This is a genomic window from Amycolatopsis sp. FDAARGOS 1241, from assembly GCF_016889705.1.
Lineage (GTDB): Bacteria > Actinomycetota > Actinomycetes > Mycobacteriales > Pseudonocardiaceae > Amycolatopsis.
Map to the genome: position 1 here is coordinate 1,737,925 of NZ_CP069526.1, position 19,699 is coordinate 1,757,623.

Genomic DNA, 19,699 nt, shown 5'->3' on the forward strand with positions numbered 1-19,699 from the left:
CACGGCCCACATAGCCACATCGTTCACGGTTCACGCATTTCATTCCTTCGGAAGGTGAGGCACATGCCGCTGGCGTTGCTGGCTCTGGCCATCGGAACGTTCGGGATAGGCACGACCGAGTTCGGGATGTTCGGGCTGCTGCCGGATGTGGCCGGCGACTTCGCGATCTCCATTCCGACGGCGGGCTGGCTGGTGACCGCTTACGCGGTGGGCGTGATGCTGGGGGCACCGGCGATGACGGTCCTGGGAACCAAGGTGCCCTACCGACGGATGCTGATCTTGCTCATGGGCTTGTTTGTCGCCGGCAGCTTGATCTCGGCGCTGGCGCCGGGGTTCGGTTTCCTTCTCGTCGGCCGCGTCGTCTCCGCCTGCGCGCATGGCGCCTTCTTCGGGATCGGCGCGGTCGCTGCCGCCGAACTCGTTCCGCCGCACAAGAAGGCGAGTGCCATTTCCATCATGTTCGCGGGCCTGACGATCGCCAACGTCGTCGGTGTGCCATTGGGCGCCTACCTCGCCCAAACCGCTGGCTGGCGCGTCACGTTCTTCGTCATCGCCGCCATCGGCCTCATCGGTCTGGCCGGAGTCGTCTTGTTCGTGCCAGACATCCCTAAACCCGCCGGCGTGAGTTTACGCAACGAAGTGTCCGTCTTCCGTGATCCGCAGGTCATCCTTGCCATGGTGGTGACCGTGCTGGGCTTCGGTGGAGTCTTCGCGGCCACAACGTATCTGGCGCCGATGCTGACGACCGTCACCGGATTCGCGGACTCGTCCATTTCCTGGATCCTGATCGTGTTCGGGGTTGGATTGGTGGTCGGGAACCTGATAGGGGGGAGGTTCGCCGACCGGTCGTTGATGCGGATGCTCTTGAGCACGCTCGTTGGTCTGGCGGTGGTGCTGGGCGTGTTCACGTTCACCGCACACGGCAAGATCGCGGCCGTGGTGACAATCTTCCTGATCGGAGTGCTCGGTTTCGCCAACGTCCCGCCGCTGCAGAAGCGCATTCTGGACAAGGCGTCCAGGGCGCCCACGCTCGCCTCGGCTGCCAATATCGGCGCATTCAACCTGGGCAATGCCCTGGCCGCTTGGCTCGGTGGCCTCGCTATCGCCGGAGGCCTCGGCTATGCGGCCGTCAGCTGGGTCGGCGCTGCGCTGTCAGCGTCGGCGGTTCTCGTCGCCGTGCTTTCGGCGGCGCTCGAAAGGCGACGGCGAACGGGCCAGACAGCGGCGCCGACGACGGCCGGTTAGAGAGCGGTGGAATTTCCGCCGCGGCTCGACGCAGTCGAACGCCGGCGGCTGCTTCGGACGCCACGGTTGCGCCATCCGGACGAACGCGGTGGAGAACCAGCCGGGCCCGACCCGTGGTCGCCGCTGTCCATGATCGTGAGGCAGCCGCCGTGACCGGCTTGGCTGCCGACCGTGTCGCTCGACGTGATTCGGAAATCCAGCGACCGAGCTATAGCGACCGGCTGCTGCGATGACGAGGATGAGAGCCTTTTCGAGCAACTCGACACCGAGTGAGCAGTTCGACCGGCCTAATACGCCCGCGCAGGTGATCCTCCGCGATAGTGGCGGCCGAATCGTTGAAGGTTGCGGCGGCGGCCGAGCTGTCCCAACTGTCGCCCTCACCTTCTTCATGAAACGCACAGTGCGGATTCTTCGGACAGATTGAACTGTGCGTGACGTCGCAATATACTCAGTGTTCAGGAACCGACGAGAGAACGTCTGTTTTTGTGACTGGAACCGGTTGCCAGTACTCGGCCGACCTTCTCCGCTCGATCGGCGCGTCAGCCACTTCTGAGATGTCGCTTCGCCTTGCATGCGCTGCAGGGAATGCCGTGCCATGCTGTCACCGAGCACGAGCGGCAGCATTGCGAAAGCGAGGAGCGGCTCGCGACGTGGATGCGCGATCTATCCGGAAGGCGCGTGATATAAAACCGCCATTTGGAGCAGTTGAAAAAGTTGATCAATGATGTTGTTTGCATTTCTATCTTGGATATTGACAAGGCTGGACCCTGGTTTTTACGGTTTGCGCGTGAAACTCCCAGGAAGATTCTCTCGTGCCGCTCTTGCTGTCCTGATGCTGGCTACAGTCACAGCTGTGACGGTCGAAGGGACCAGTGAAGCACGTGTTGTCCCGCAGGCGTCCTCGGCGCAGCCGCCGGCAGGGTTCGTAGAAGATTTCGCCCATGTCAACGGCATCACCGTGGATTACGTCCGCGGCGGCCACGGACCGACCGTTGTCCTCCTGCACGGCTATCCGGAGACTTGGTACGAATGGAAGGATGTGATGCCCGCGCTTGCCGAGCACTACACCGTTATCGCTCCGGACCTGCGCGGCGCCGGTGGATCGAGTGCGCCGACGGAGGGTTACGACAAGACAACCATGGCGGAGGACTTGCACGCGTTGCTCGTTCAACTGCACCTGACGCACAACATCAACTTGGTGGGCCACGACATCGGCACCATGGTGGCCTATTCCTACGCCGCGCAGCACCGCGAGGATGTCGCCAAGCTGGTGCTGACCGAAGCCCCGATTCCGGATCAGAGCCTTTACCAGTTTCCCTCACTGACCTCAGGAGGTCCCGGGTTCTGGAATTTCGGCTTCTTCAACGTCACGAACGGTCTACCTGAAAGTATGTTGGAAGGACGTGAACAGACGTGGATCAACGGGTTCGTGTCCATGCTCGCCGTGCAGAAGGACCGCGCCACCGACCCAGTCGCGATCGCGGACTACGCACACGGCTTGAGTGACAGTGCCCACCTGCGAGCGAGTTTCGAATGGTTCCGCACGCTCAACAAGGACGTCGCTGACAACCAGCAGTATGCCAGAAAACCACTGGACATGCCGGTTCTGGCACTGGGAGCCGCGGGTAGCCTGGGACAGAGCGTCCCCGACCAGGTGCGAAAGTACGCAAGCAATGTCGAGGGTGGGGTGGTCGCCGATTCCGGGCACTGGATCTTTGAGGAACAACCCGAGGTGATGACCCAGACTCTGCTGCGCTTCCTCGCCCAACGGTAGCCGACGCTTTCTACAGCGCTGAACGGCGCTGAGCAGCCCGTAATTGTCGAAAGGCTGGCTTGAGGTAACTCCTGCTCCTGCGCCGGGCGACAGCCGGTGGAGCTTCAAGCTTCATCGGCAGTCGCGGCAGGGCACGCGAATGCTGTGCACATGATCTTTGGACTGGCTCTGGGACGCGCCACGGCTCACCTGGGAATGGATCCGGCCCGAACGATGCGCTGGCGATGGCTCAGCCCGTTGGTGAGCCGCGATGAGGGCGAACGAGGAAATCCTGGCGATGCCGGCGGTAGCCGAGTGCGACTCTCAAGTGGCGGGGCGTTCGTCGCGCAGGCCGATACGCTGGTGGACGGATGGTCGACCGCGGCGCTGAGTCCGCAGTGGCGTTGGCTCGGCCACGCAGGCATCGGCAATACTGATCACGCGGTTTCGCAGATCGCGGGTCCGGAGAAGGGAAGCACGGAATGCAGATCCAGATGAGCACGGACAGCAACTTGCGCGGTGGCGAGGAACTGATCGAGCGCCTCGAAGCCGAACTCACCTCGAAGCTGGCGCGGTTCAGCGAGCACCTGACGACGCTGAACGTCCACCTGAGCGACGAAATGGGCAAGGGCACCGACGGCGAAGACCTGCGCTGCGTGATCGAAGCCCACCCTGCCGGACGGAAGCCGGTTGCCGTCACGAACTACGCAGGCTCGGTGACCGAAGCGTTCAACGGCGCCGTCCACAAACTGGAGCGGGTCCTCGAAACGCTGTTCGGCCGCGCCGCTCACCACAGGGGAGGCGAGACCATCCGGCACATGAAAGAAGACGGAACCAGCTGAGCGGGTGATCGGCTCCGGTCGAGGGCTTCGGCAGCCGTGCGCGACTGTCGCGCAGCGGCGAGCGGCGCGCATCGAGCGTGCGATCGTTCACGCGCCGCTCGACTACGTCCGGCCGGATGCTGTCGATCGCGATCAGACGGTTGCAGGCCGACCGAATCGGCGCTTCTGCAGGGCGCGGTACTCGTCTAGGCCGGCGGGCCTGAATTGCGGGGGTGCGACCGAGCGGACGACCTGATCGGCTTCGACATCCGCGCTTCCAACTACAACGAAAGACCCTCTGTCCAAACTGAACCGCCCCGGGGCACCGGCCAGCACCACCTCGGAGGAATGGTTCCGGTTCGCGGCAACGACGTTCGGGGATCGGGCGCGCGTGCGCGAGGGGGATCTCGACCACGCCCGGTCGAGGACTACGGTGAACGTCGCGGGGGACATGGGCGAGATCCCGCCCGAGCTTGAAGAGCGGAAGACCGGCTGCATCTGCTTTTTCGTGAGCACGGCGCTCGGGTCGACCTACCGAAGCATGTTCGACGCCCACGTCTAGTGGGTGCTGCTGACTGGCTCGTCGCCCGCGACATGACCTAAGCTTCCGCAGCAATGCAAAGGCTCTGGCGTGGGCACTGATCGATCTGCGTGGCGGGTTCGCGGCATACCCACGTAGACATGGGTTGAGCTGTATCTGTCCGGACGCGTCTGCCTCGCGAATGCTAAGGGATGTCTCGTAACCCGGTGTGGGTCTGGTTGCCTAGATAGTTGATCATGTTGTGGTGCAGGTGATCTCGGCGTCGCGGTCGGAGTGGATTGCCCCGTTCACGGGGTTGGAACCGGGTCAGTTCCGCAAGTTGGTGCGGGTCGTGGCGAACCGTGGTGGTGACGAGATCGCCGATGGCCGTCCTGGCCGTCAGTGGCGGCTTGACCTGGCTGATCGGGTGCTGCTGGTGGCGACATACTGGCGGACGAACCTGACGATGCGCCAGATCGGGCCGCTGTTCGGAGTGTCGCATTCCGCGGCGCATCGAGTGATTGACACGATCGGACCGCTGCTGGCGCTGGCCCGGTCCGCAAGCGTCGGATCGACTCTGTCGCGATCGTGGACGGCACCCTGGTGCCGACACGGGATCACCGGCTGGCGTCCGACCTCTCGAAGTACACGAGCAATTCGTGGTCGTCGTGGCTGAGCATGCGGCCATCGCCCCACAGGCGGTGGTGCACGGGCGTACCGCCGGTCACTGTGGGCTTCATCGCCGGTGGGGTGACCATCCACCGGCGGGGTGGCGATGCTGCTGCTCTCCCACCGGCGCTGCGGGCCCCAGATCGCGTTCACCGGCCGTTCAGCGGCGGCGTGCGAAGGCTCCGTCACAGCCGTGTGGTCAAATGGTCTGCGTCAGTCCGCCATCGACGATGGTGTCGGTGCCGGTCAAGTTGCCCACCCGGTCGCTCGCGAGGAACGCCACGAGGTCCGCGACTTCTTCGGGCCGGGTGAACCGGCCGGTGACCGAGTCCGTAGCCGCTTTCGCCGCGACCTCGCCCGGTTGGGCCCCCATTGCCCCGCCGACTGTGTCGGCGACACCGCCCTTACCGAGCCACAGGTCGGTAGCGACGGGGCCGGGGCTGACGGTGTTCACGCGGACACCACGTGCGCCGACCTCCTTCGACAGTGACTTGAAAAAGCTCAGGCAGGCGGCCTTGGCGGCGCTGTAGTCGATGACGAGCGGGTCGGGCAGTGTCGCGTTGACCGAGCACACCGTGACGATCGTGCCCCGGCGCTCCAGCAGCGAAGGCAGCGCCGCGCGCGTGGTGCGCACCGCGGACATCAAGTCTAGGTTGATCGTCGCCAGCCAATCGTCGTCGGTCACGGACGCGAAGCCGCCAGGCCGGGGCCGCGCGGCACCGACGTTGTTGACCAAGATGTCGATCCCGCCGACCCGCGCCACGGCCTCGTCGACCACACGTGCCGCGTCCTCGGGCGTGGCGAGGTCGACCGATACAGCCTCAACCGGCAATTCCTTCAGGTCGCCGTCGACGTTGCGCGCGGAGGCGACGACGCGCACGCCTTCCTCGACGAGTGTGCGGGTCACCGCCAGCCCGATCCCGCGGCTCGCGCCGGTGACGAGCGCGGTCTTCCCGTGCAACCGCAAATCCATCGAAACAACCCCTGTCGTCGAGCTGGGAATCGCGCCAATGCGCAGGCTCCGGCAGGAGCCTGCTGCCTCGCGTCTGCATCCGAAGTGCGCTGATGGAAGACGAATCGGACAGCGCGGTCCCCCGCGACGTCTGACGCGCACGGTGAGACTAGTACGGGATCGAGCGCTCCACAATCTCAGATACGCTGATGCAGTGGTGGATGACGACCGGCCCATTCGCGTGGTGCTGCGCGACTGGCTCTATACGGTGCTGGCGGCAGGCGATGTCTCTGACTGGTTCGTGGCTGACACCGCCACTCGGTTGGCTGCCGACGGCGGGAGGGAAAGATCCGGAGGCCCGCTTGGCGGTATCGAAGACGCGACGGCCGAGATTGCCGCGCTGTTGCGGAAAGGGATCTCTATCGGAGAATTGCGCCCCGATCTCGACGTAACGGCGACCGCGGACCTCCTGTGCACAGTGCGGACGGGACTGTGCACACGTCGGCGTGCGGGCCAGGGCGCTCGGGGCCTGCGTACGCGCATAGACCAGGCGCTACGCATTCTCGATTGAGGCGACGATTGGTCTGGTACGTGCGATACGTCGAAGGGACCGTGTGACGCGAACCGGCCAGACGGGCCGGAAGGATTGGGACTGGGTTCAGTCCAGCATGTTCAGCGCCTGGTCGACTGCCGCGCGCAGGCGTTTCGAGTCATGGCCGGCGCGGTGGCGCACTCGCAGTCCGATCAGTGTGGTGTACAGCAAATCTGCGGTCGCGTCGGTGTCCAGGTCAGCTGCCAGTTCGCCTGCTTCGACCCCGCGACGGAGCACTTTCGCGATCGCGCCGGTGGTGTCGTTGAACGCCGCGTTGACGCGTCGGGTGGTGTCGGGATCGTCGGTGCCCATCTCGACGGCGCTGTTGATGACGAAGCACCCAGGCATGGCGGCTGCGTCGACCATCGAGTAAAACCAGTCGCGCAGCACTTCCCGGACGGGGCCCTCAACGGCCAGCGCCTCGGAATTGCGGATTGACTCACATGCCTGGTAGTGGTCCAATGCGCGAAGGAACAGCGCGTGCTTGTCGCCGAATGTCCGGTAGAGGCTGCTCGGATTCAGTGAGAGCTCGTCACCGAGGTCACGGGTGGAGGTGGCGTGGTACCCGCGCCGGTGGAAGAGCGCGCTGGCGCGCGCGACCGCGTCCTGCTCGTCGAACTCCCGGGGCCGTCCCACGTACAACAGCATAGGCCCCGGTTTGGTAGCGATCGATCCCAAATTGGCCACGGTGACGTGCAGATTGCACGCCATCCCCGGGATCAGGCCGACGGTCACGAATTCAGTGGTGCCGATCGCGAACGTGGCGGCGGCCAAAGCGTAGAGGGCGAGGCACGTCAATTACCTCCCTTCGCGGCCCGGCTCACCGCGGCCCGCGCGATGTCCTCGCATTCCTCATCGCGCTTCAGCGGGACCAGAAGGGGTCCATCGCGGGGCGCGCGTAAGGGAGCCGAACCGTCGGAGCAGCGCTGCCGAACTCCACGCGGAAGGCACACGACCGCCGCGAAACCGCCGACCGTCGCGCACACGGCGCGCTCGACTCCTTTCCATCGGAGCCGGGCAGCTCACCAACGCCGAGGCGCGGGCCGCGATCCTCGCAGGCGCGCGCTGCGCGCGCCTGCGCCGAGTTCGACCGTCCGCTAACGGCTGGTGGGTCCCCGCTTACAGACTGTTGCTGGGACAGTCGCGAGTGACGCACTGAGGGAGAAGGCCGGGTATCGGAGCCTCGAGTCGATCTGGATGCATTCACGCGCTACCTCTGCCAAGCAGCCAATCGCCATAGTTGCCGTGTGACGGAAACCGACTCCCGGCTCGCTGTCGTGTGCGACTGGCGGGTGGACCGCGATAGCCGGGACGTCGGAACAGAGCGGCTGGTCGGCGGCGAAGTCTCCGGGGCCAGGTGCGGGCGACCTCACTCGGTCATCCACTGGCCCGCGCGACGTCGAGCGACAGGAAGTCGGCGTCGAGGCCCGTGACGGCTGTCGCTTCGCGGTCGTGGATGGCGGCGATGATGGTCGCAGTCGGTAGCAGGAGGCGGAGCTGGGCGAGGACGTGCCGGGCGGTGGGAGAGTCCAGGCCCTCTGTCGGTTCGTCGAGCAGCAGGACGCTTGGGTTGCGCGCGATCGCGCGGGCCAGGCAAAGCCTGCGGTGCTCTCCACCGGAGAGGCTCCGTCCGGCCGGCCCTACCTCGGCGCCCGGGTCGATGCCGCGCTCGCTGAGGCACATCGCGTCGAGCAGGGTCCGGATCCGCTCGTCCGGCAGGTCCGGATCGGCCAGGCGCAGGTTGGCTGCCACTGTCCCGCTGAAGACGTGATCGTCGTGGGGCACCAGCACGATGTCCCCGGGCCGGAACGACGCGGGCGGGCGACCGCCGACGGTCACACCGGGGGAGCGCAGTTCGCCGGCCAGCGCGCGCAGCAGCGTGGTTTTGCCGGTGCCCGAGCGTCCTTGCACCACGGTTGTCCGCCCGGGTGCGAACTGCGCGGTGAGCCGCCCGGCCGCACAGCCGTCGGGGGAGAGCGGCAGATCGCGCACTGCGAGCGACGGCTGTGCCGGCATCGGCGACATTCCCGCGGCGGGCGGTGTCCCTGTGGGTGTGGTCAGTGTCGCCAGCCGCCCGGCTGCGGTCGACGCGGCCCGCCATGCCAGACGTGCAGCGACCAGGCGGGCCACCACGTCCAGCGTGCCGGCGGTCAGCAGGGCGATGAGGGTGGCTCCGGCCAGCGGGACCGGGTCGGGGCCGAACCGCGCGACGGCCAGCACTGCGGCCGTGGTTGCGGCTATGCCCAGATCGGTCGCCAACCGTGCTCGTGACTCGGCTTTACCTGCGGTGTCCTCGGTCTCGGCCAGGCCGGTCAACGCCGTCGCGCCGGCGGCGCGCAACGCGTCGAGCGCACCGAGGCAGACCAGTTCCTCCCATGCGTCGACCGTGTCGACGAGCCGGGCGCGGGCAGCCCCGCGCCGCGCAGCCGGGTCGGCCGCTCGGCCCACCGACAACGCGAGCACAGTGGTAACCGCTGTTCCCACAAGGAACGCGGCCGCGGCGGCCCGGTGCCAGGAGGCGATCACCGCGGTCCCGGCGCCCATGCCCGCCGCTGCCAGCAGCACCGGCACAACGGTCCGGATCAGCGCCCGATCGAGGGTGTCGGCGTCGCTCATCGCCCGATCCAGCGCCTCGCCCGTGCCCAGGCGTCGCAGTCGTTCCGGGCCGGCCTGTGCGGCGTCGCGGAACAAGCCGGACCGCAGTCGGGTGAGCCAGTTGAGCGTGGCGGCGTGGCTGACGAGGTTCTCGGCGTACCGCGCGAGCACGCGGCTGATCGCGAGCGAGCGGACGCCGCCACTGGGGGTGAGATAGGAGAAGCCGGGAAGGAGTCCCGTCCCGGACAGGAAACAGCAGGCGATGAACCAGCCGGATAACGCCAGGAGTGCGACCGAACTGCCCTCGGCGACGAAGGCCAGCGCCGCGCTGGCAGCAAGGGTGATCGCCGGGCGCCAAGCCAGCAGCCGGAGTGCCCGCAGCAGTGGTGTCGTCATCCGCGCACCACCGGGCTGTCGGTGGTCACGCGTCCCCGGTCGAGCCGCAGGACGACATCGGCTCGGCGGATCAGCTCCGCGGAGTGCGTCGCTACCAGCACAGTGCGGCCGGCGGCTGCTGCGAGCATCGTGTCGAGCAGCTCGCGCTCGGTCTGCCGGTCCAGGTGTGCCGTCGGTTCGTCCAGCAGCCACAGGGGTGCGTCTCGCAACAACGCGCGCGCCAGCGCGACCCGGCGGGCTTGCCCGGCCGAGACACCCCATCCGCCTTGGCCGAGGACGGTGTCCAAGCCCAACACGGGATCTAGTCCGGCTTCCCGCGCGGCGCGGGCGATCGACTCGGGTGCGGCCGCGGGATCGGCGATGGCGATATTGTCCGCCAGCGTGCCCGGCACCAGGACGGTGCCCTGGCCGATCCAGCCGGCGACGCCGGGGCATGGCCCGCTCGCCTGCCCGGTCGCGGGGTCGGCGAGGGTCACATCGCCCTGCTGCGGTGTGATCAATCCGGCGACCAGCCGCAGCAGGGTGGTCTTGCCTTCGCCGGAAGGCGCGACCAACACGGTCAGCCGTCCGGCGGGCACTGTCGTGGTCACGTCACGCAGGATCGCGCCCCGCGGGCCGGCGGGATCGACGGTGATGCCGGTCAACCGGATCTCAGGCGGCGCCGGTAACGGGTTCGGCCGGGTCTCGGCAGGTTGCTCGTCGCGTGACAGCACTCCGCGCAAGACCTGCGCGGCGGCCAGTGCCTCGTCCCGCTCGTGGTAGCCGGTCGCGTAGTCGCGCAGCGGCGCGAAGTAGACGGGGCAGAGCACCAGGACCAAGAGCCCGCCGCTGAATCCGAGAGACGGCAGCCACACAACGTGCAGGTAACCCAACAACAGCAACCCCACGTACGTCGCGCACACCGCAATGGCGCAGGTGATCACCGCGTCGAGCACTCCGGAAACGACGAACGCCCGGCGCAGCACCACCATCGTCGCCTGGTTCAGCCGATCACACGCCTGCCGCACGACACGTAGCTCGCGCTCGACGGCACCCAGCGTGACCAGGGTCCGCATGCCGCGGAACCGGTCGAGCAGCTGCTGAGACAACAACCGGACTTCGGCCAGCTGCCGGCGCTCCGCGTCCTCGGTAGCCAGCCCTGCCAGGCGCAGATTTACCGGCAGGATGGGTGTCGCCACGGCGAGGATGAGCGCGACCGGCCAATGCACCGCGGCCACGACCAGCAGCACCACCGCGCACGATGGTGGTGCGGCTCGCCGCGCAGGCTCGGTCCGGGCGTGGTGGTTCGCAACATGGTCGGTGAGCTCGACGAGCGCGTGCGCCGCCGCGCTGCCTTCGGGGCGAGTATCACCGCCTCCGCCGGGCATCACCGCGCGCAGCAGCGCCGCTCGCAGCGCGTCGGCGACCTGCCGCGCGCCGCGGCGGGCCCAGCGCCGGGACACGGCGAGGGCGCCGGCGCGGGCACCGCCCGCGAGGACCAATCCGACCAGCGCCGCCCACGTCCGGTCCGCGACGAGCACGGTGACCGCCGCCCAGCCGCCGACCGTCGCGGCCTGCGCGATACAGCGGCCGAACGCCGCCGCGTGGAAGGCGTGGCGGCCCGGCGCGGCCGAGCGTGCCAGCCAGTCGCGGTCCCCGGCCGCGTCAACGGTCCTCATCGCGCCGTTCGTGTCGATACCACACCAGTGCGCCGAGCAGGATCAGAACGATCAGCGCGATCAGGTTCAGCGTTTCGGAATGGACGCTCGGGTAACCGCCGAAGGTGTCGATGCAGAGGAAGTAGATCAGGATGCCGGCGACAGTCCAGGCGAGGTTCGCCGCCCAGCGCCGCGCCTTCACCGGGCCCCTTTGGGGGAGGGCAGCAACGCGTGCGCCGACGCCGAGAGCCCCGCCGGACGGACCGGTGCCTGCTCGCGGAACTTTCCGCGGAACACATGGTGGGCGTACCAGCTGTAGAAGACCAGCAGCGGGATGTTCGCGCCGACCCCGATGAGCAGCAGAAGGAACGTGAGCCCGGGCGAGCGCGCCGAGTCGATCGTGATGTCCGGCGGCACCACCGCCGGCGCCACCAACGTGACCAATCCCAGCACACCGGCGACCTCGGCGATCACCATTCCCGTCAGGGCGCGGCGGTCGGCACCGCGTGCGAACCCGGACCATGCGACGGCGAGACCGGCGCCTGCCGCGGCCACTGTCAGCGCGAAGACGGTGACCCGCAGCGGGGAGTCGAGATGCACCACGGTCGCCGTGGCGGGCAGGCTCAGTGCCGCAATCACGGTGACGAAAGTGGTGAACCCGAGCAGCACGCGGCCGGCGGCGCCGACGTGGCGGCGCAGCTCACCTTCGGTCTTCAACCGGAGGAAGGCCGCGCCGGCCGTGGCGTAGAGGAGAACGGTGGCGAGCCCGGTGACCACCGAATAGGGCGTGAAGAAGTCGAAGGCGCCGCCGGCGTAGACGCCGTTCGTCACCGTCACCCCCGACAGCAGCCCGCCGATGGCGACACCCTGCGCGAAGCTCGCGAGAAGAGAACCCACACCGAACGCGAGCCCCCACGGACGCGGTACTCCTTCGGCGGTGGAGATCAGCTCGATCGCCGCGCCGCGCAGAACCAGCGAGAACAGCATCACGATCACCGGCAGGTATAGCGCGGGCAGCAGGACGCCGAAGGCGCCGGGCAGGCCTGCCCACGTGCTCACGGCAAACAGGATCAGCCACGTTTCGTTGCCGTCCCAGGCGGTGCCCACGATTTCGACGAGCTCTCGCTTCCTGCCGCGGTCACGTTCGATCAGCGTCAGCGTGCCGATACCCAGGTCGTACCCGTCCAGCAGGACGTACATGCCCAGGCACAGCAGGATGACGGCAAACCAGGCATATTGCATGTTCCTCACGCCCCTTCCGCGACGACGCCGGCCGCGCCTGCAGTGAGGTCTTCGAGCGGCTCCGGGCCGCGGCGCACGTTGCGGACGACGTAGGTCACCCACACGGTCAGCAGTGTCAGGTAGATCGCCATGAAGCCGATCACGGAGAAGATCAGCTGTCCGGTGGCGAGGTGGGACACTGCCTGGCTGGTGCGCAGGTAGCCGTAGACGATCCAGGGCTGGCGACCGGTTTCGGCGGTCACCCAGCCGCCGATGATGGCCAGCACACCGATCGGCGTGAGCCAGACGAGCAGCCGGTGGAACCACGGCGTGCTGAACAGCCGGCGCCGCAGCCGCAGCACGATGCCGGTGAACACCGCGGCGAACATCACGATCGACGCATAGAACATCACCCGGAAGCCCCAGAAGACGGTCCACATGTTCGGCCGGTCGGCCGCCGGGGTTTGCAGCAGGCCGGGCGTAGGCGTGGCTCCGGACAGGTCGTGCGCCCCGGTCCAGCTGCCGACCATCGGGACGCTCAGCTGAACCTTATTGCGTTCGTTGGCCGGGTCCGGAATGACGAAGATGTTGTAGCCGCTGTTCGTTGAGTCCCAGTTCCCCTCCAGTGCTTGGAGTTTGGCCGGCTGGTCCTGCGCGACGTAGTCACCGGCGACGTGGTCGCCGATGTAGACCTGCAGGGGCAGGAGCATGGCGAGCACGCCCAGCACGAGCGACACCGTGCGCTTGCCGAAGGCGCGCTCACGGTCCTTGAGCAGGTAGTAGGCGCCGATGCCGCCGATCATCAGGGAAGCGGCGATCAGGACGGCGAGCAGCATGTGCGGGAACCGCCAGCCGAAGGACGGGCTGAAGATCACCTGCCACCAGTCGGTCGGCTCGAACCGGCCGTCGACGATCCTGAACCCAGAAGGAGTCTGCATCCACGAGTTCGCCGCGATGATCCACGTCGTCGATAGCACGGTGCCCAGGGCAACGATGCAGCACGAGAGGAACACGGTGCGTTCCTTCACGCGGCCGTCGCCGTACAGCATGACGCCGATGAAGCCAGCCTCCACGAAGAAGGCCGTGACTACTTCCATGCCGATGATGGGCGCCACCACGGGGCCCGTTGCGCTGCCGAACGGCCCCCAGTTCAGGCCGAACTCGAAGGTGATCACGGGCCCCTGCGACGACGCCGAGCGCGAAGCCCACCGCGAAGATCCGTTTCCAGAACCGGTACATCTGGAGGTAGACCGGATCACGGCTGCGCAGATAGCGGCCATATACGAACGCCAGAAAAATGGACAATCCGACCGTGACAGCCGGGAACGTCATGTGGAACACGATCGTGATGGCAAACTGCCAGCGGGAGAGTTCCAGCATCGTCGGTGAGGGCATGAACCGGGACCTCCCACGAACCGGGCGGAGCGGAAGTGCTGCGTTGCGAACGGAGATCGGGGGTTGACAACGTGGCCACGATCGTGATCGGACGCGAGTTGCCCGTTTCGCTGCTGTTCACGCTCACGGAACCTCTGTCTCCCAAGCTCCCGGCAATTTGCCGGGCGAGAGCATAACCGAGAGACGCCGTCGTTGTCGTTCGCTGAAACAACTGTCTTCAGCCGTAGGCCCGGGCTCGTCCGCTATGGAAGAATTCGGCGGCGGTCTCGGGGGCCGGCGACGAGGGAGGACGTTATGACCACGGGTGCCCATGGCCTTACCTGGCACGGTCGTGCCGCCTTTCCGGCGTTGCTGCTGGCGCTGACGGTGGTCACGGGCGTCGTGGACGCGGTCAGCTACCTGCGGCTCGGCCACACGTTCGTGGCGAACATGACCGGGAACGTGGTCTTCCTCGGGTTCGGCCTCGCAGGCGCGGCGGACGTGTCGGCCTCCGCGTCGGTCGTCGCGCTCGTGGCGTTCCTGGCCGGTGCTCTCGCGGGCGGCCGGCTCGGCCGGCGGCTCGGCGGCCACCGGGGCCGGCACCTAACGATCGCCGCGCTGATCGGCCTGGCCGGTCTCGTGGCGGCGTTAGTGATTTCGCTGGTGTGGGGCGATCAGCCCGCTGCCGCCCGGTATGTGCTGCTGTTCGTGCTCGCGGCCGCGATGGGGCTGCAGAACGCCACAGCCCGGGCACTTGCCGTACCGGACATGACGACCACGGTGGTCACGTTGACACTGACCGGCCTCGCTGCGGACAGCCCATGGGGTGCGCGCAAGCCCAGCAAGCCGCTGCGACGGGTGGCGTCGGTGGGGGCGATGTTCGCCGGAGCGCTGGCGGGCGCCCTGCTGGTGCTGCACGTCGGCGTCGCGGCCGCGTTGGGACTGGGCACCCTGTTGCAGATAGCGATCGCGGTGACCGCACACCTGCTGTCTCGCGGCACTGAGCCTGCCGCGTGGGCGCCGGCCGGCGCTTCCAGTGCGTAGCGGCCGCCGAACTCGTATCATCCGCGCATGTCGCAGCGTCGCCAGACCCTGGCCGAAAAGCACTTGCGCCAGGCCGACCCGGTGCTGTCGGGCGTCATCGACGAGGTGCTGCGCGAGTCCGGCGGAGTCCGTCCGGCGTTGCCGCCCGCGCCGTCTTCGCGGGACAACTCCGACATCCCGGCGGATCACTACGCGGTTTTGGTGCGCGCGATCGTCAGCCAGAACATCTCGAGCTTCGCGTCGCGCGCCATCTACCGGAAACTGACGGGCGATTCGACGGCCAGCCCCCGGGGCCGGAAGAGATCCTCGCGCAGGACCCCGACGAACTGCGGGTCGCGGTCGGACTGTCGGGAGCGAAGACGACGTCTCTGCGATCACTGGCCGAATGCATCCTCTCCGGCGAGCTCGACCTCGGCTCGTTGCACGAGCTGCCCGATGAAGCCGTGATCGCGCAGCTGACCAGGGTCAAGGGCATCGGGGTGTGGACGGCGGACATGTTCCTGATGTTCCACCTGTACCGGCCCGACGTGCTCCCGGTCGGCGACCTCGAACTCCGCCGCACGGTCGAAAAGGTGTACCGGCTGCCGGAGAAACTGACGCCCGCCGAGTTCGTGCGGATGGCTGAGCCATGGCGCCCGTACCGGACCCTCGCGTCCGTCTACCTCTGGCAGTTCACCGAAAAGACCCCGCGGCTGTGACGCAAACGGTCAGGACGCCTCCGCGGCCGGAACCGGTCTCGCCGGGGCGTGGTCAGCATCGGTGCGGCGCTCTTTCCAGGCTCGCGGACAGTAGCGCGAGACGGCCGAGCCACTGAGGATCGCCCCGACCCCGTTGACGGCCGAGGCCTTGCCGCGGCGACGGCCGGGGGAAGCTGCTCATGTCAGGAAGCGGGCGTGCTGACCGACCACAGCACCTCGAAAAGGTTCGCCTGGGTGCGGGCGTACTCGCGGCTCTCGATCATCATTGCGAAGTTCTCGGTGCGCGAGGACATGATCGCCACTGCATTGTCGCCGATGTAGGTGGTCAGGGTGAAGATGTGTTGGGGCGGGGCGAAGCGGACGTCGCGGATGTCTGTGCCACTGGTGGGCCAGCCCTGGTCGGTTTCGCGTTCTGGTGAGCGCACGACCCGCAGCGGTGTCCCGCGCCGGCGGCGGCTGGTGATGTAGTCGTCCATCACAGCGGCGCCCGGCACGGCCATCAGGTCGTGCATCGAGAGGATGCCGCGCAACGGGCAATCCCATTCCAGCGTCTCGAACAGGGCTGTCCGCATACCGGATTCGCCCTCCAGGTACCGAACCCGGGGGCGGCTGCCCTGAGTGTCGCGCATGGCCCGTAGCTCGGGCACGAGCCCGTCGAGCAGCTGCTTCCGGGTGGCGAGCTCATTGAGCAGTACGCCGGGGTCGGCCGCGGTGAGTACGCTGCGGCCGCGGCCGGCGGGCCGGCCGGTCGGGCCGACTTCGGTCATAGTCACCAGTCCGCGGTGGAGGAGGCGCTTCGCGATGTCGTAGCCGTTGGTGCGGCTGAATCCCGCGCGTTCGGCGGCTTCGGCGACGGTCGGGCGGGTCAGTTCGAGCACCGCGAGGTAGAACTGCGCCTCCTTGGGGTCGAGCCCCGCCGCCACCAGTTGCTGCCACACATCGCCTCCACAGTTGTCTTGACCCCTTGACCCTGTTGATATCGCTGTTTAACTTGACTCGAGATGCGCCATCGTCCAGCTTCTTGTGTCGAATCGCCTCGACATATCGCCGTCGCAGACGCCGTAGGTGAGGAAGTCATGCCGGAGTTCCACGTCCAGTACGAGCGCGGTCTGCCGATGCGCAGGCCGGAGGGCTTCCAGCCTCGCGTCCCGCGCTACTCGGTACGGTGGGGGCACCCCGTGCCAGAGCTGGTCGCGGAGTACTTCGGCCTGCAAGGCGCCGTCCTGCGAGGTGTCCGGGCGCGCCGCTTCACCCGGCTGGTGCGGGAATTCTTGTCGGTGCCCGAGGGGCCCGGTGCGGGTCGAGGTCATGGATACCGAGTCCGACGAAACCGGCCGCGCGTTGACGGTGGTGGTCGCGTATTGGACGTCGACCGCCGTTCACGCGCGCTGGACGTTCGGGTCGGCCTGGCGGGATTGGTGGGAATCGCCGGCGCGGCTCCAGGACGGTGTGGGGTACTGGCGGGAAACCGTCGTGTCCCCGTACGACCGGCACGAGACCGTCTACTCGCGACCAAACTACCGCGCCGGGTTCGCCCGCACGCCCGGCGCGCAGCTCGTGGAAATCACCCATAACGGCTACTTCGGAGCCGCGCGGGGGACCGCATCCCGCTTTCCGCGATCGACGATCTCACGTCCCCGGAGGGGCCGAAGGTGCGCTGCGAAGACCAAGGTGATCCGCAGGGCCGCCGGGTGGCCACGGTGGTGCCGCACAACTTCGCGATCGTGCGCTCCGGCCAGTTCTGGCACGAGTCGGAGCCGGACCAGGCACAGGACTACGAAAAGTCCCTTCGCCCAAGCTGGACACCGGCATGGCGTACCTGGCCGACCACGACGATCTCGGGTGCGTTTACCTGAGGCAGCTGACGAACGTCGACGACGGCTTCCGACCGCGGCGAGAGACTTCGGTGCTGTGCGGCTTCCAGGAGTACTCCGGGCTGGAGCAGTGGGCGGAGGGACATCCCACCCACGCGGCGATCTTCGAGCACGCGATCCGGAAGGGCCTGGAGTACGGGCCCCGGCGTGACGTCGTGACGTGGCACGAGTTCTTCATTGTGCCGGGTGGCAACCTCTTCGAGTACGTCAACTGTGCCCGGGGCACGGGCCTGACGTCCGTCGAACCGTTCTGGGTGCGGGGGTGACCCCGTTCGCGAGCCAGGAAAGGAACTGGATGAGCAAGGTGAAGTGGCGGTCGTGCAGGCCGGGACCACAGCGTTCGATTCCGCGGGAGCGGTGACGCTGGTCGACCAGTGGGCCGAACGTGCCACGGCCGACGGCGCGCGTCTCGCGGTGTTCCCCGAGGCGTTCGTCGGCGGGTACCCGAAGGGCACCGCCTTCGGTGCGGTGGTGGGCAACCGAACGCCGGAAGGGCGTGAGGAGTATCGCCGGTACTTCGAGGCGTCCGTAGAAGTACCGGGGCCGGTCACCGAGCAGCTCGGCAACATCGCGCGGCGGCACGGCATCACCTGGTGGTCGGCGTCATCGAACGCGGGGGCAACACGCTGTACTGCACCGCCGTGTACCTCGATGAGAATGGCGCTCTGCTCGGCAAGCGCCGCAAGCTGATGCCGACTGCCGCGGAGCGCCTCGTGTGGGGATTCGGAGACGGATCCACGATGGAGGTCTACGACACGGCGATCGGCAAGGTCGGTGCGGCCTCCTTGTCGTAGAACGGGCCGGCCAAGACGTCGCCGAGCGGGCCGATGATGGCGCTTCCGCCGTTGGAGACCACGGTTTGCAGGTCGTCGCCGAAGACGTGCGGGTGGTCGTTCGGGAAGTCCTTGACGCGTATGACCTGGTTGGCGGCCAGCACGAAGCAGCGGCCTTCCTGCGCGATGTGCCACATGGTCGCGTGATGCGCGGGGGTTCCGTTGGCCGTCGGCGCGCAGTAGAGCTGCACATCCTGCTGGTACATCGCCATCCGCGCGGCGGGCATCAGGTTCTCCCAGCACCGCAGGCTTTCGCGTTCTGGCACGCAGAGTAACGTCACGGCGCTCCTGACGCGGGACGGTTCGCGGCACGGTTTGAGCGGGTGGAGCCGCGGCGGCAGGTGGTGGCTTACCTGCGTGGACTGCTCGGTGAGACGGAGCGGAAGAGCGGGTGGACGCTGGCCGAGGCGGCCGGCGAGGCCGGCCCGGAGGGGATGCAGCGCCTACTGAACGCCTACGCGTGGGACACCGGCGGGGTGCGCGACGATGTGCGCGCTGCGGTGGTCGAGGTGCTCGGCGACGCCGAGCGGGGTGTGCTCATCGCCGATGAGACTGGCTTCCTGAAGAAGGGCACGAAATCCGCCGGCGTGGCGCGCCAGTATTCGGGCACGGCCGGGCGGATCGAGAATTCGCAGATCGGCGTGTTCTTGGCGTATGCCTCGGATCGGGGACGAGCTTTGGTCGATCGGGAGTTGTATCTGCCGAAAGAGTGGATCGCCGATCGGGGCCGCTGCGCTGCGGCCGGCATTCCCGACAGCGTCGGATTCGCGACCAAACCCGAGTTGGCACAACTAATGTTGGAACGCGCACTTGCCGCGAGCATCCCGTTTGCGTGGTTCACCGCCGACGAAGCGTACGGGCAGGTTGGACGGCTGCGGCTCTGGCTGGAAGAACGTGACATCGCGCATGTGCTCGCAGTGCCCAAGTCCCAGATGGTGATTTCCATGGATCTGCGGCAGCGGCGCGTCCACGCCGTCATCGCGGGTGTCGACCCGGCCGCCTGGCAGCGTCTGTCCTGCGGCGACGGCGCTCACGGGCAGCGGATCTACGATTGGGCCGTCGTCGACATCCGCCCCCTGCGCCGGCCAGAAGTCGGCCACTGGCTGCTGGCCCGCCGCTCAGTCAGCGACCCCACCGAGATCGCCTACTACATTTGCTTCGGCCCCGCCGCAACCGACCTCCACGAACTGGTGCGCGTCGCCGGAAGCCGCTGGGCGATCGAAGAAAGTTTTCAAACCGCGAAGAATGAAACAGGGCTCGACCACTACCAGGTCCGACGATACGAAGCATGGTATCGGCATATCACCCTCTCCATGGCAGCGGCGGCATTCCTCGTCATCACCCGAGACGCGGCGAAAAAAGGGGCGCTGCAACCAACGATCGCACCGGGTTGATCCCCCTCACCGCTCACGAAGTGCGCAAACTCTTCAACCGAATCACCGCACCCATTCATCACGCCATCGAACACGCCCTGC

The 19,699-nt window shown here is 67.4% G+C and carries 17 protein-coding genes and 4 pseudogenes; 11 read left to right on the forward strand and 10 right to left on the reverse strand.

Annotation, left to right across the window (positions count from 1 at the left end; genetic code table 11):
- The first annotated feature begins 63 nt into the window (after positions 1-63).
- The 5 genes and pseudogenes from I6J71_RS08605 to I6J71_RS08625 form a co-directional block, all read left to right on the forward strand.
- The gene (locus I6J71_RS08605; RefSeq protein WP_204094236.1) at positions 64-1,245 is read left to right on the forward strand and encodes an MFS transporter; all 1,182 of its coding nucleotides are present in this window, start codon (positions 64-66) and stop codon (positions 1,243-1,245) included.
- A gap of 853 nt (positions 1,246-2,098) precedes the next feature.
- Positions 2,099-3,019: an alpha/beta fold hydrolase gene (locus I6J71_RS08610; RefSeq protein ID WP_204094237.1), complete on the forward strand. Its 921-nt coding sequence runs from the start codon at positions 2,099-2,101 to the stop codon at positions 3,017-3,019.
- A 461-nt stretch (positions 3,020-3,480) separates the two neighbouring features.
- Positions 3,481-3,840: an HPF/RaiA family ribosome-associated protein gene (locus I6J71_RS08615; RefSeq protein WP_204094238.1), complete on the forward strand. Its 360-nt coding sequence runs from the start codon at positions 3,481-3,483 to the stop codon at positions 3,838-3,840.
- 370 nt (positions 3,841-4,210) lie between these two features.
- Positions 4,211-4,381 carry a hypothetical protein gene (locus I6J71_RS08620; RefSeq protein WP_204094239.1) on the forward strand — a complete coding sequence of 57 codons (171 nt, stop codon included), beginning with the start codon at positions 4,211-4,213 and terminating at the stop codon, positions 4,379-4,381.
- A 223-nt stretch (positions 4,382-4,604) separates the two neighbouring features.
- Positions 4,605-4,987 (forward strand): annotated as a pseudogene (locus I6J71_RS08625) (transposase family protein); the annotation flags it as partial.
- A gap of 220 nt (positions 4,988-5,207) precedes the next feature.
- Here I6J71_RS08625 and I6J71_RS08630 read toward each other — a convergent pair.
- Entirely contained in the window at positions 5,208-5,981 is a 774-nt protein-coding gene (locus tag I6J71_RS08630; protein WP_204096939.1) for an oxidoreductase, read from the reverse strand.
- Positions 5,982-6,174: 193 nt separating this feature from the next.
- Between I6J71_RS08630 and I6J71_RS08635 the strand changes: the two genes are divergently transcribed.
- Positions 6,175-6,531, forward strand: coding sequence for a hypothetical protein (locus I6J71_RS08635; RefSeq protein WP_204094240.1), 357 nt, complete (start codon positions 6,175-6,177; stop codon positions 6,529-6,531).
- An 87-nt stretch (positions 6,532-6,618) separates the two neighbouring features.
- Here I6J71_RS08635 and I6J71_RS08640 read toward each other — a convergent pair whose 3' ends face one another.
- The 7 genes and pseudogenes from I6J71_RS08640 to I6J71_RS50445 form a co-directional block, all read right to left on the reverse strand.
- Positions 6,619-7,350, reverse strand: a complete 732-nt coding sequence (locus tag I6J71_RS08640) for a TetR/AcrR family transcriptional regulator (protein WP_239154552.1) — start codon at positions 7,348-7,350, stop codon at positions 6,619-6,621.
- Positions 7,351-7,929: 579 nt separating this feature from the next.
- Complete coding sequence (locus I6J71_RS08645; RefSeq protein ID WP_204094241.1) at positions 7,930-9,543, reverse strand: ATP-binding cassette domain-containing protein; 1,614 nt, start codon at positions 9,541-9,543, stop codon at positions 7,930-7,932.
- Positions 9,540-11,201, reverse strand: a complete 1,662-nt coding sequence (locus tag I6J71_RS08650; protein ID WP_204094242.1) for an ATP-binding cassette domain-containing protein — start codon at positions 11,199-11,201, stop codon at positions 9,540-9,542. Before I6J71_RS08650 ends, I6J71_RS08645 begins: the two co-directional genes overlap by 4 nt.
- On the reverse strand, positions 11,188-11,382 hold the full coding sequence (locus tag I6J71_RS08655) for a hypothetical protein (protein ID WP_204094243.1): 195 nt from the start codon (positions 11,380-11,382) through the stop codon (positions 11,188-11,190). The genes I6J71_RS08650 and I6J71_RS08655 overlap by 14 nt, the downstream gene beginning before the upstream one ends.
- On the reverse strand, positions 11,379-12,422 hold the full coding sequence (locus I6J71_RS08660) for a cytochrome d ubiquinol oxidase subunit II (RefSeq protein WP_239155292.1): 1,044 nt from the start codon (positions 12,420-12,422) through the stop codon (positions 11,379-11,381). Before I6J71_RS08660 ends, I6J71_RS08655 begins: the two co-directional genes overlap by 4 nt.
- Positions 12,423-12,427: 5 nt before the next feature.
- Entirely contained in the window at positions 12,428-13,681 is a 1,254-nt protein-coding gene (locus tag I6J71_RS08665) for a cytochrome ubiquinol oxidase subunit I (protein WP_370542102.1), read from the reverse strand.
- Positions 13,641-13,796: pseudogene (locus I6J71_RS50445) on the reverse strand (cytochrome ubiquinol oxidase subunit I); the annotation flags it as partial. The gene I6J71_RS08665 and the pseudogene I6J71_RS50445, both read right to left, overlap by 41 nt.
- A gap of 294 nt (positions 13,797-14,090) precedes the next feature.
- Between I6J71_RS50445 and I6J71_RS08675 the strand changes: the two are divergent.
- A complete protein-coding gene (locus I6J71_RS08675; protein ID WP_204094246.1) occupies positions 14,091-14,819 on the forward strand; it encodes a YoaK family protein in 729 nt (242 codons plus the stop codon).
- Entirely contained in the window at positions 14,789-15,517 is a 729-nt protein-coding gene (locus I6J71_RS08680) for a DNA-3-methyladenine glycosylase (protein ID WP_204094247.1), read from the forward strand. Before I6J71_RS08675 ends, I6J71_RS08680 begins: the two co-directional genes overlap by 31 nt.
- Positions 15,518-15,699: 182 nt before the next feature.
- Here the strand turns inward: I6J71_RS08680 and I6J71_RS08685 are convergent, their stop codons facing one another.
- Positions 15,700-16,455 (reverse strand): TrmB family transcriptional regulator, encoded by a 756-nt coding sequence (locus I6J71_RS08685; protein WP_204094248.1) that lies wholly within the window; start codon positions 16,453-16,455, stop codon positions 15,700-15,702.
- A gap of 370 nt (positions 16,456-16,825) precedes the next feature.
- Here I6J71_RS08685 and I6J71_RS50450 point away from each other — a divergent pair.
- Together I6J71_RS50450 and I6J71_RS08695 are read left to right on the forward strand one after the other, a co-directional pair.
- Positions 16,826-17,657, forward strand: a pseudogene (locus tag I6J71_RS50450) (phenylacetaldoxime dehydratase family protein).
- Between the two features lie 91 nt (positions 17,658-17,748).
- A pseudogene (locus I6J71_RS08695) lies at positions 17,749-18,185 on the forward strand (nitrilase-related carbon-nitrogen hydrolase).
- Here I6J71_RS08695 and I6J71_RS08700 read toward each other — a convergent pair.
- Entirely contained in the window at positions 18,140-18,490 is a 351-nt protein-coding gene (locus tag I6J71_RS08700; protein WP_239154554.1) for a nitrilase-related carbon-nitrogen hydrolase, read from the reverse strand. The pseudogene I6J71_RS08695 and the gene I6J71_RS08700 sit on opposite strands and share 46 nt — an antisense overlap.
- A 57-nt stretch (positions 18,491-18,547) precedes the next feature.
- On the opposite strand from I6J71_RS08700, the gene I6J71_RS08705 reads away from it, so the two are divergent.
- Entirely contained in the window at positions 18,548-19,618 is a 1,071-nt protein-coding gene (locus tag I6J71_RS08705; RefSeq protein WP_370542103.1) for an IS701 family transposase, read from the forward strand.
- Positions 19,619-19,699: the final 81 nt, after the last annotated feature.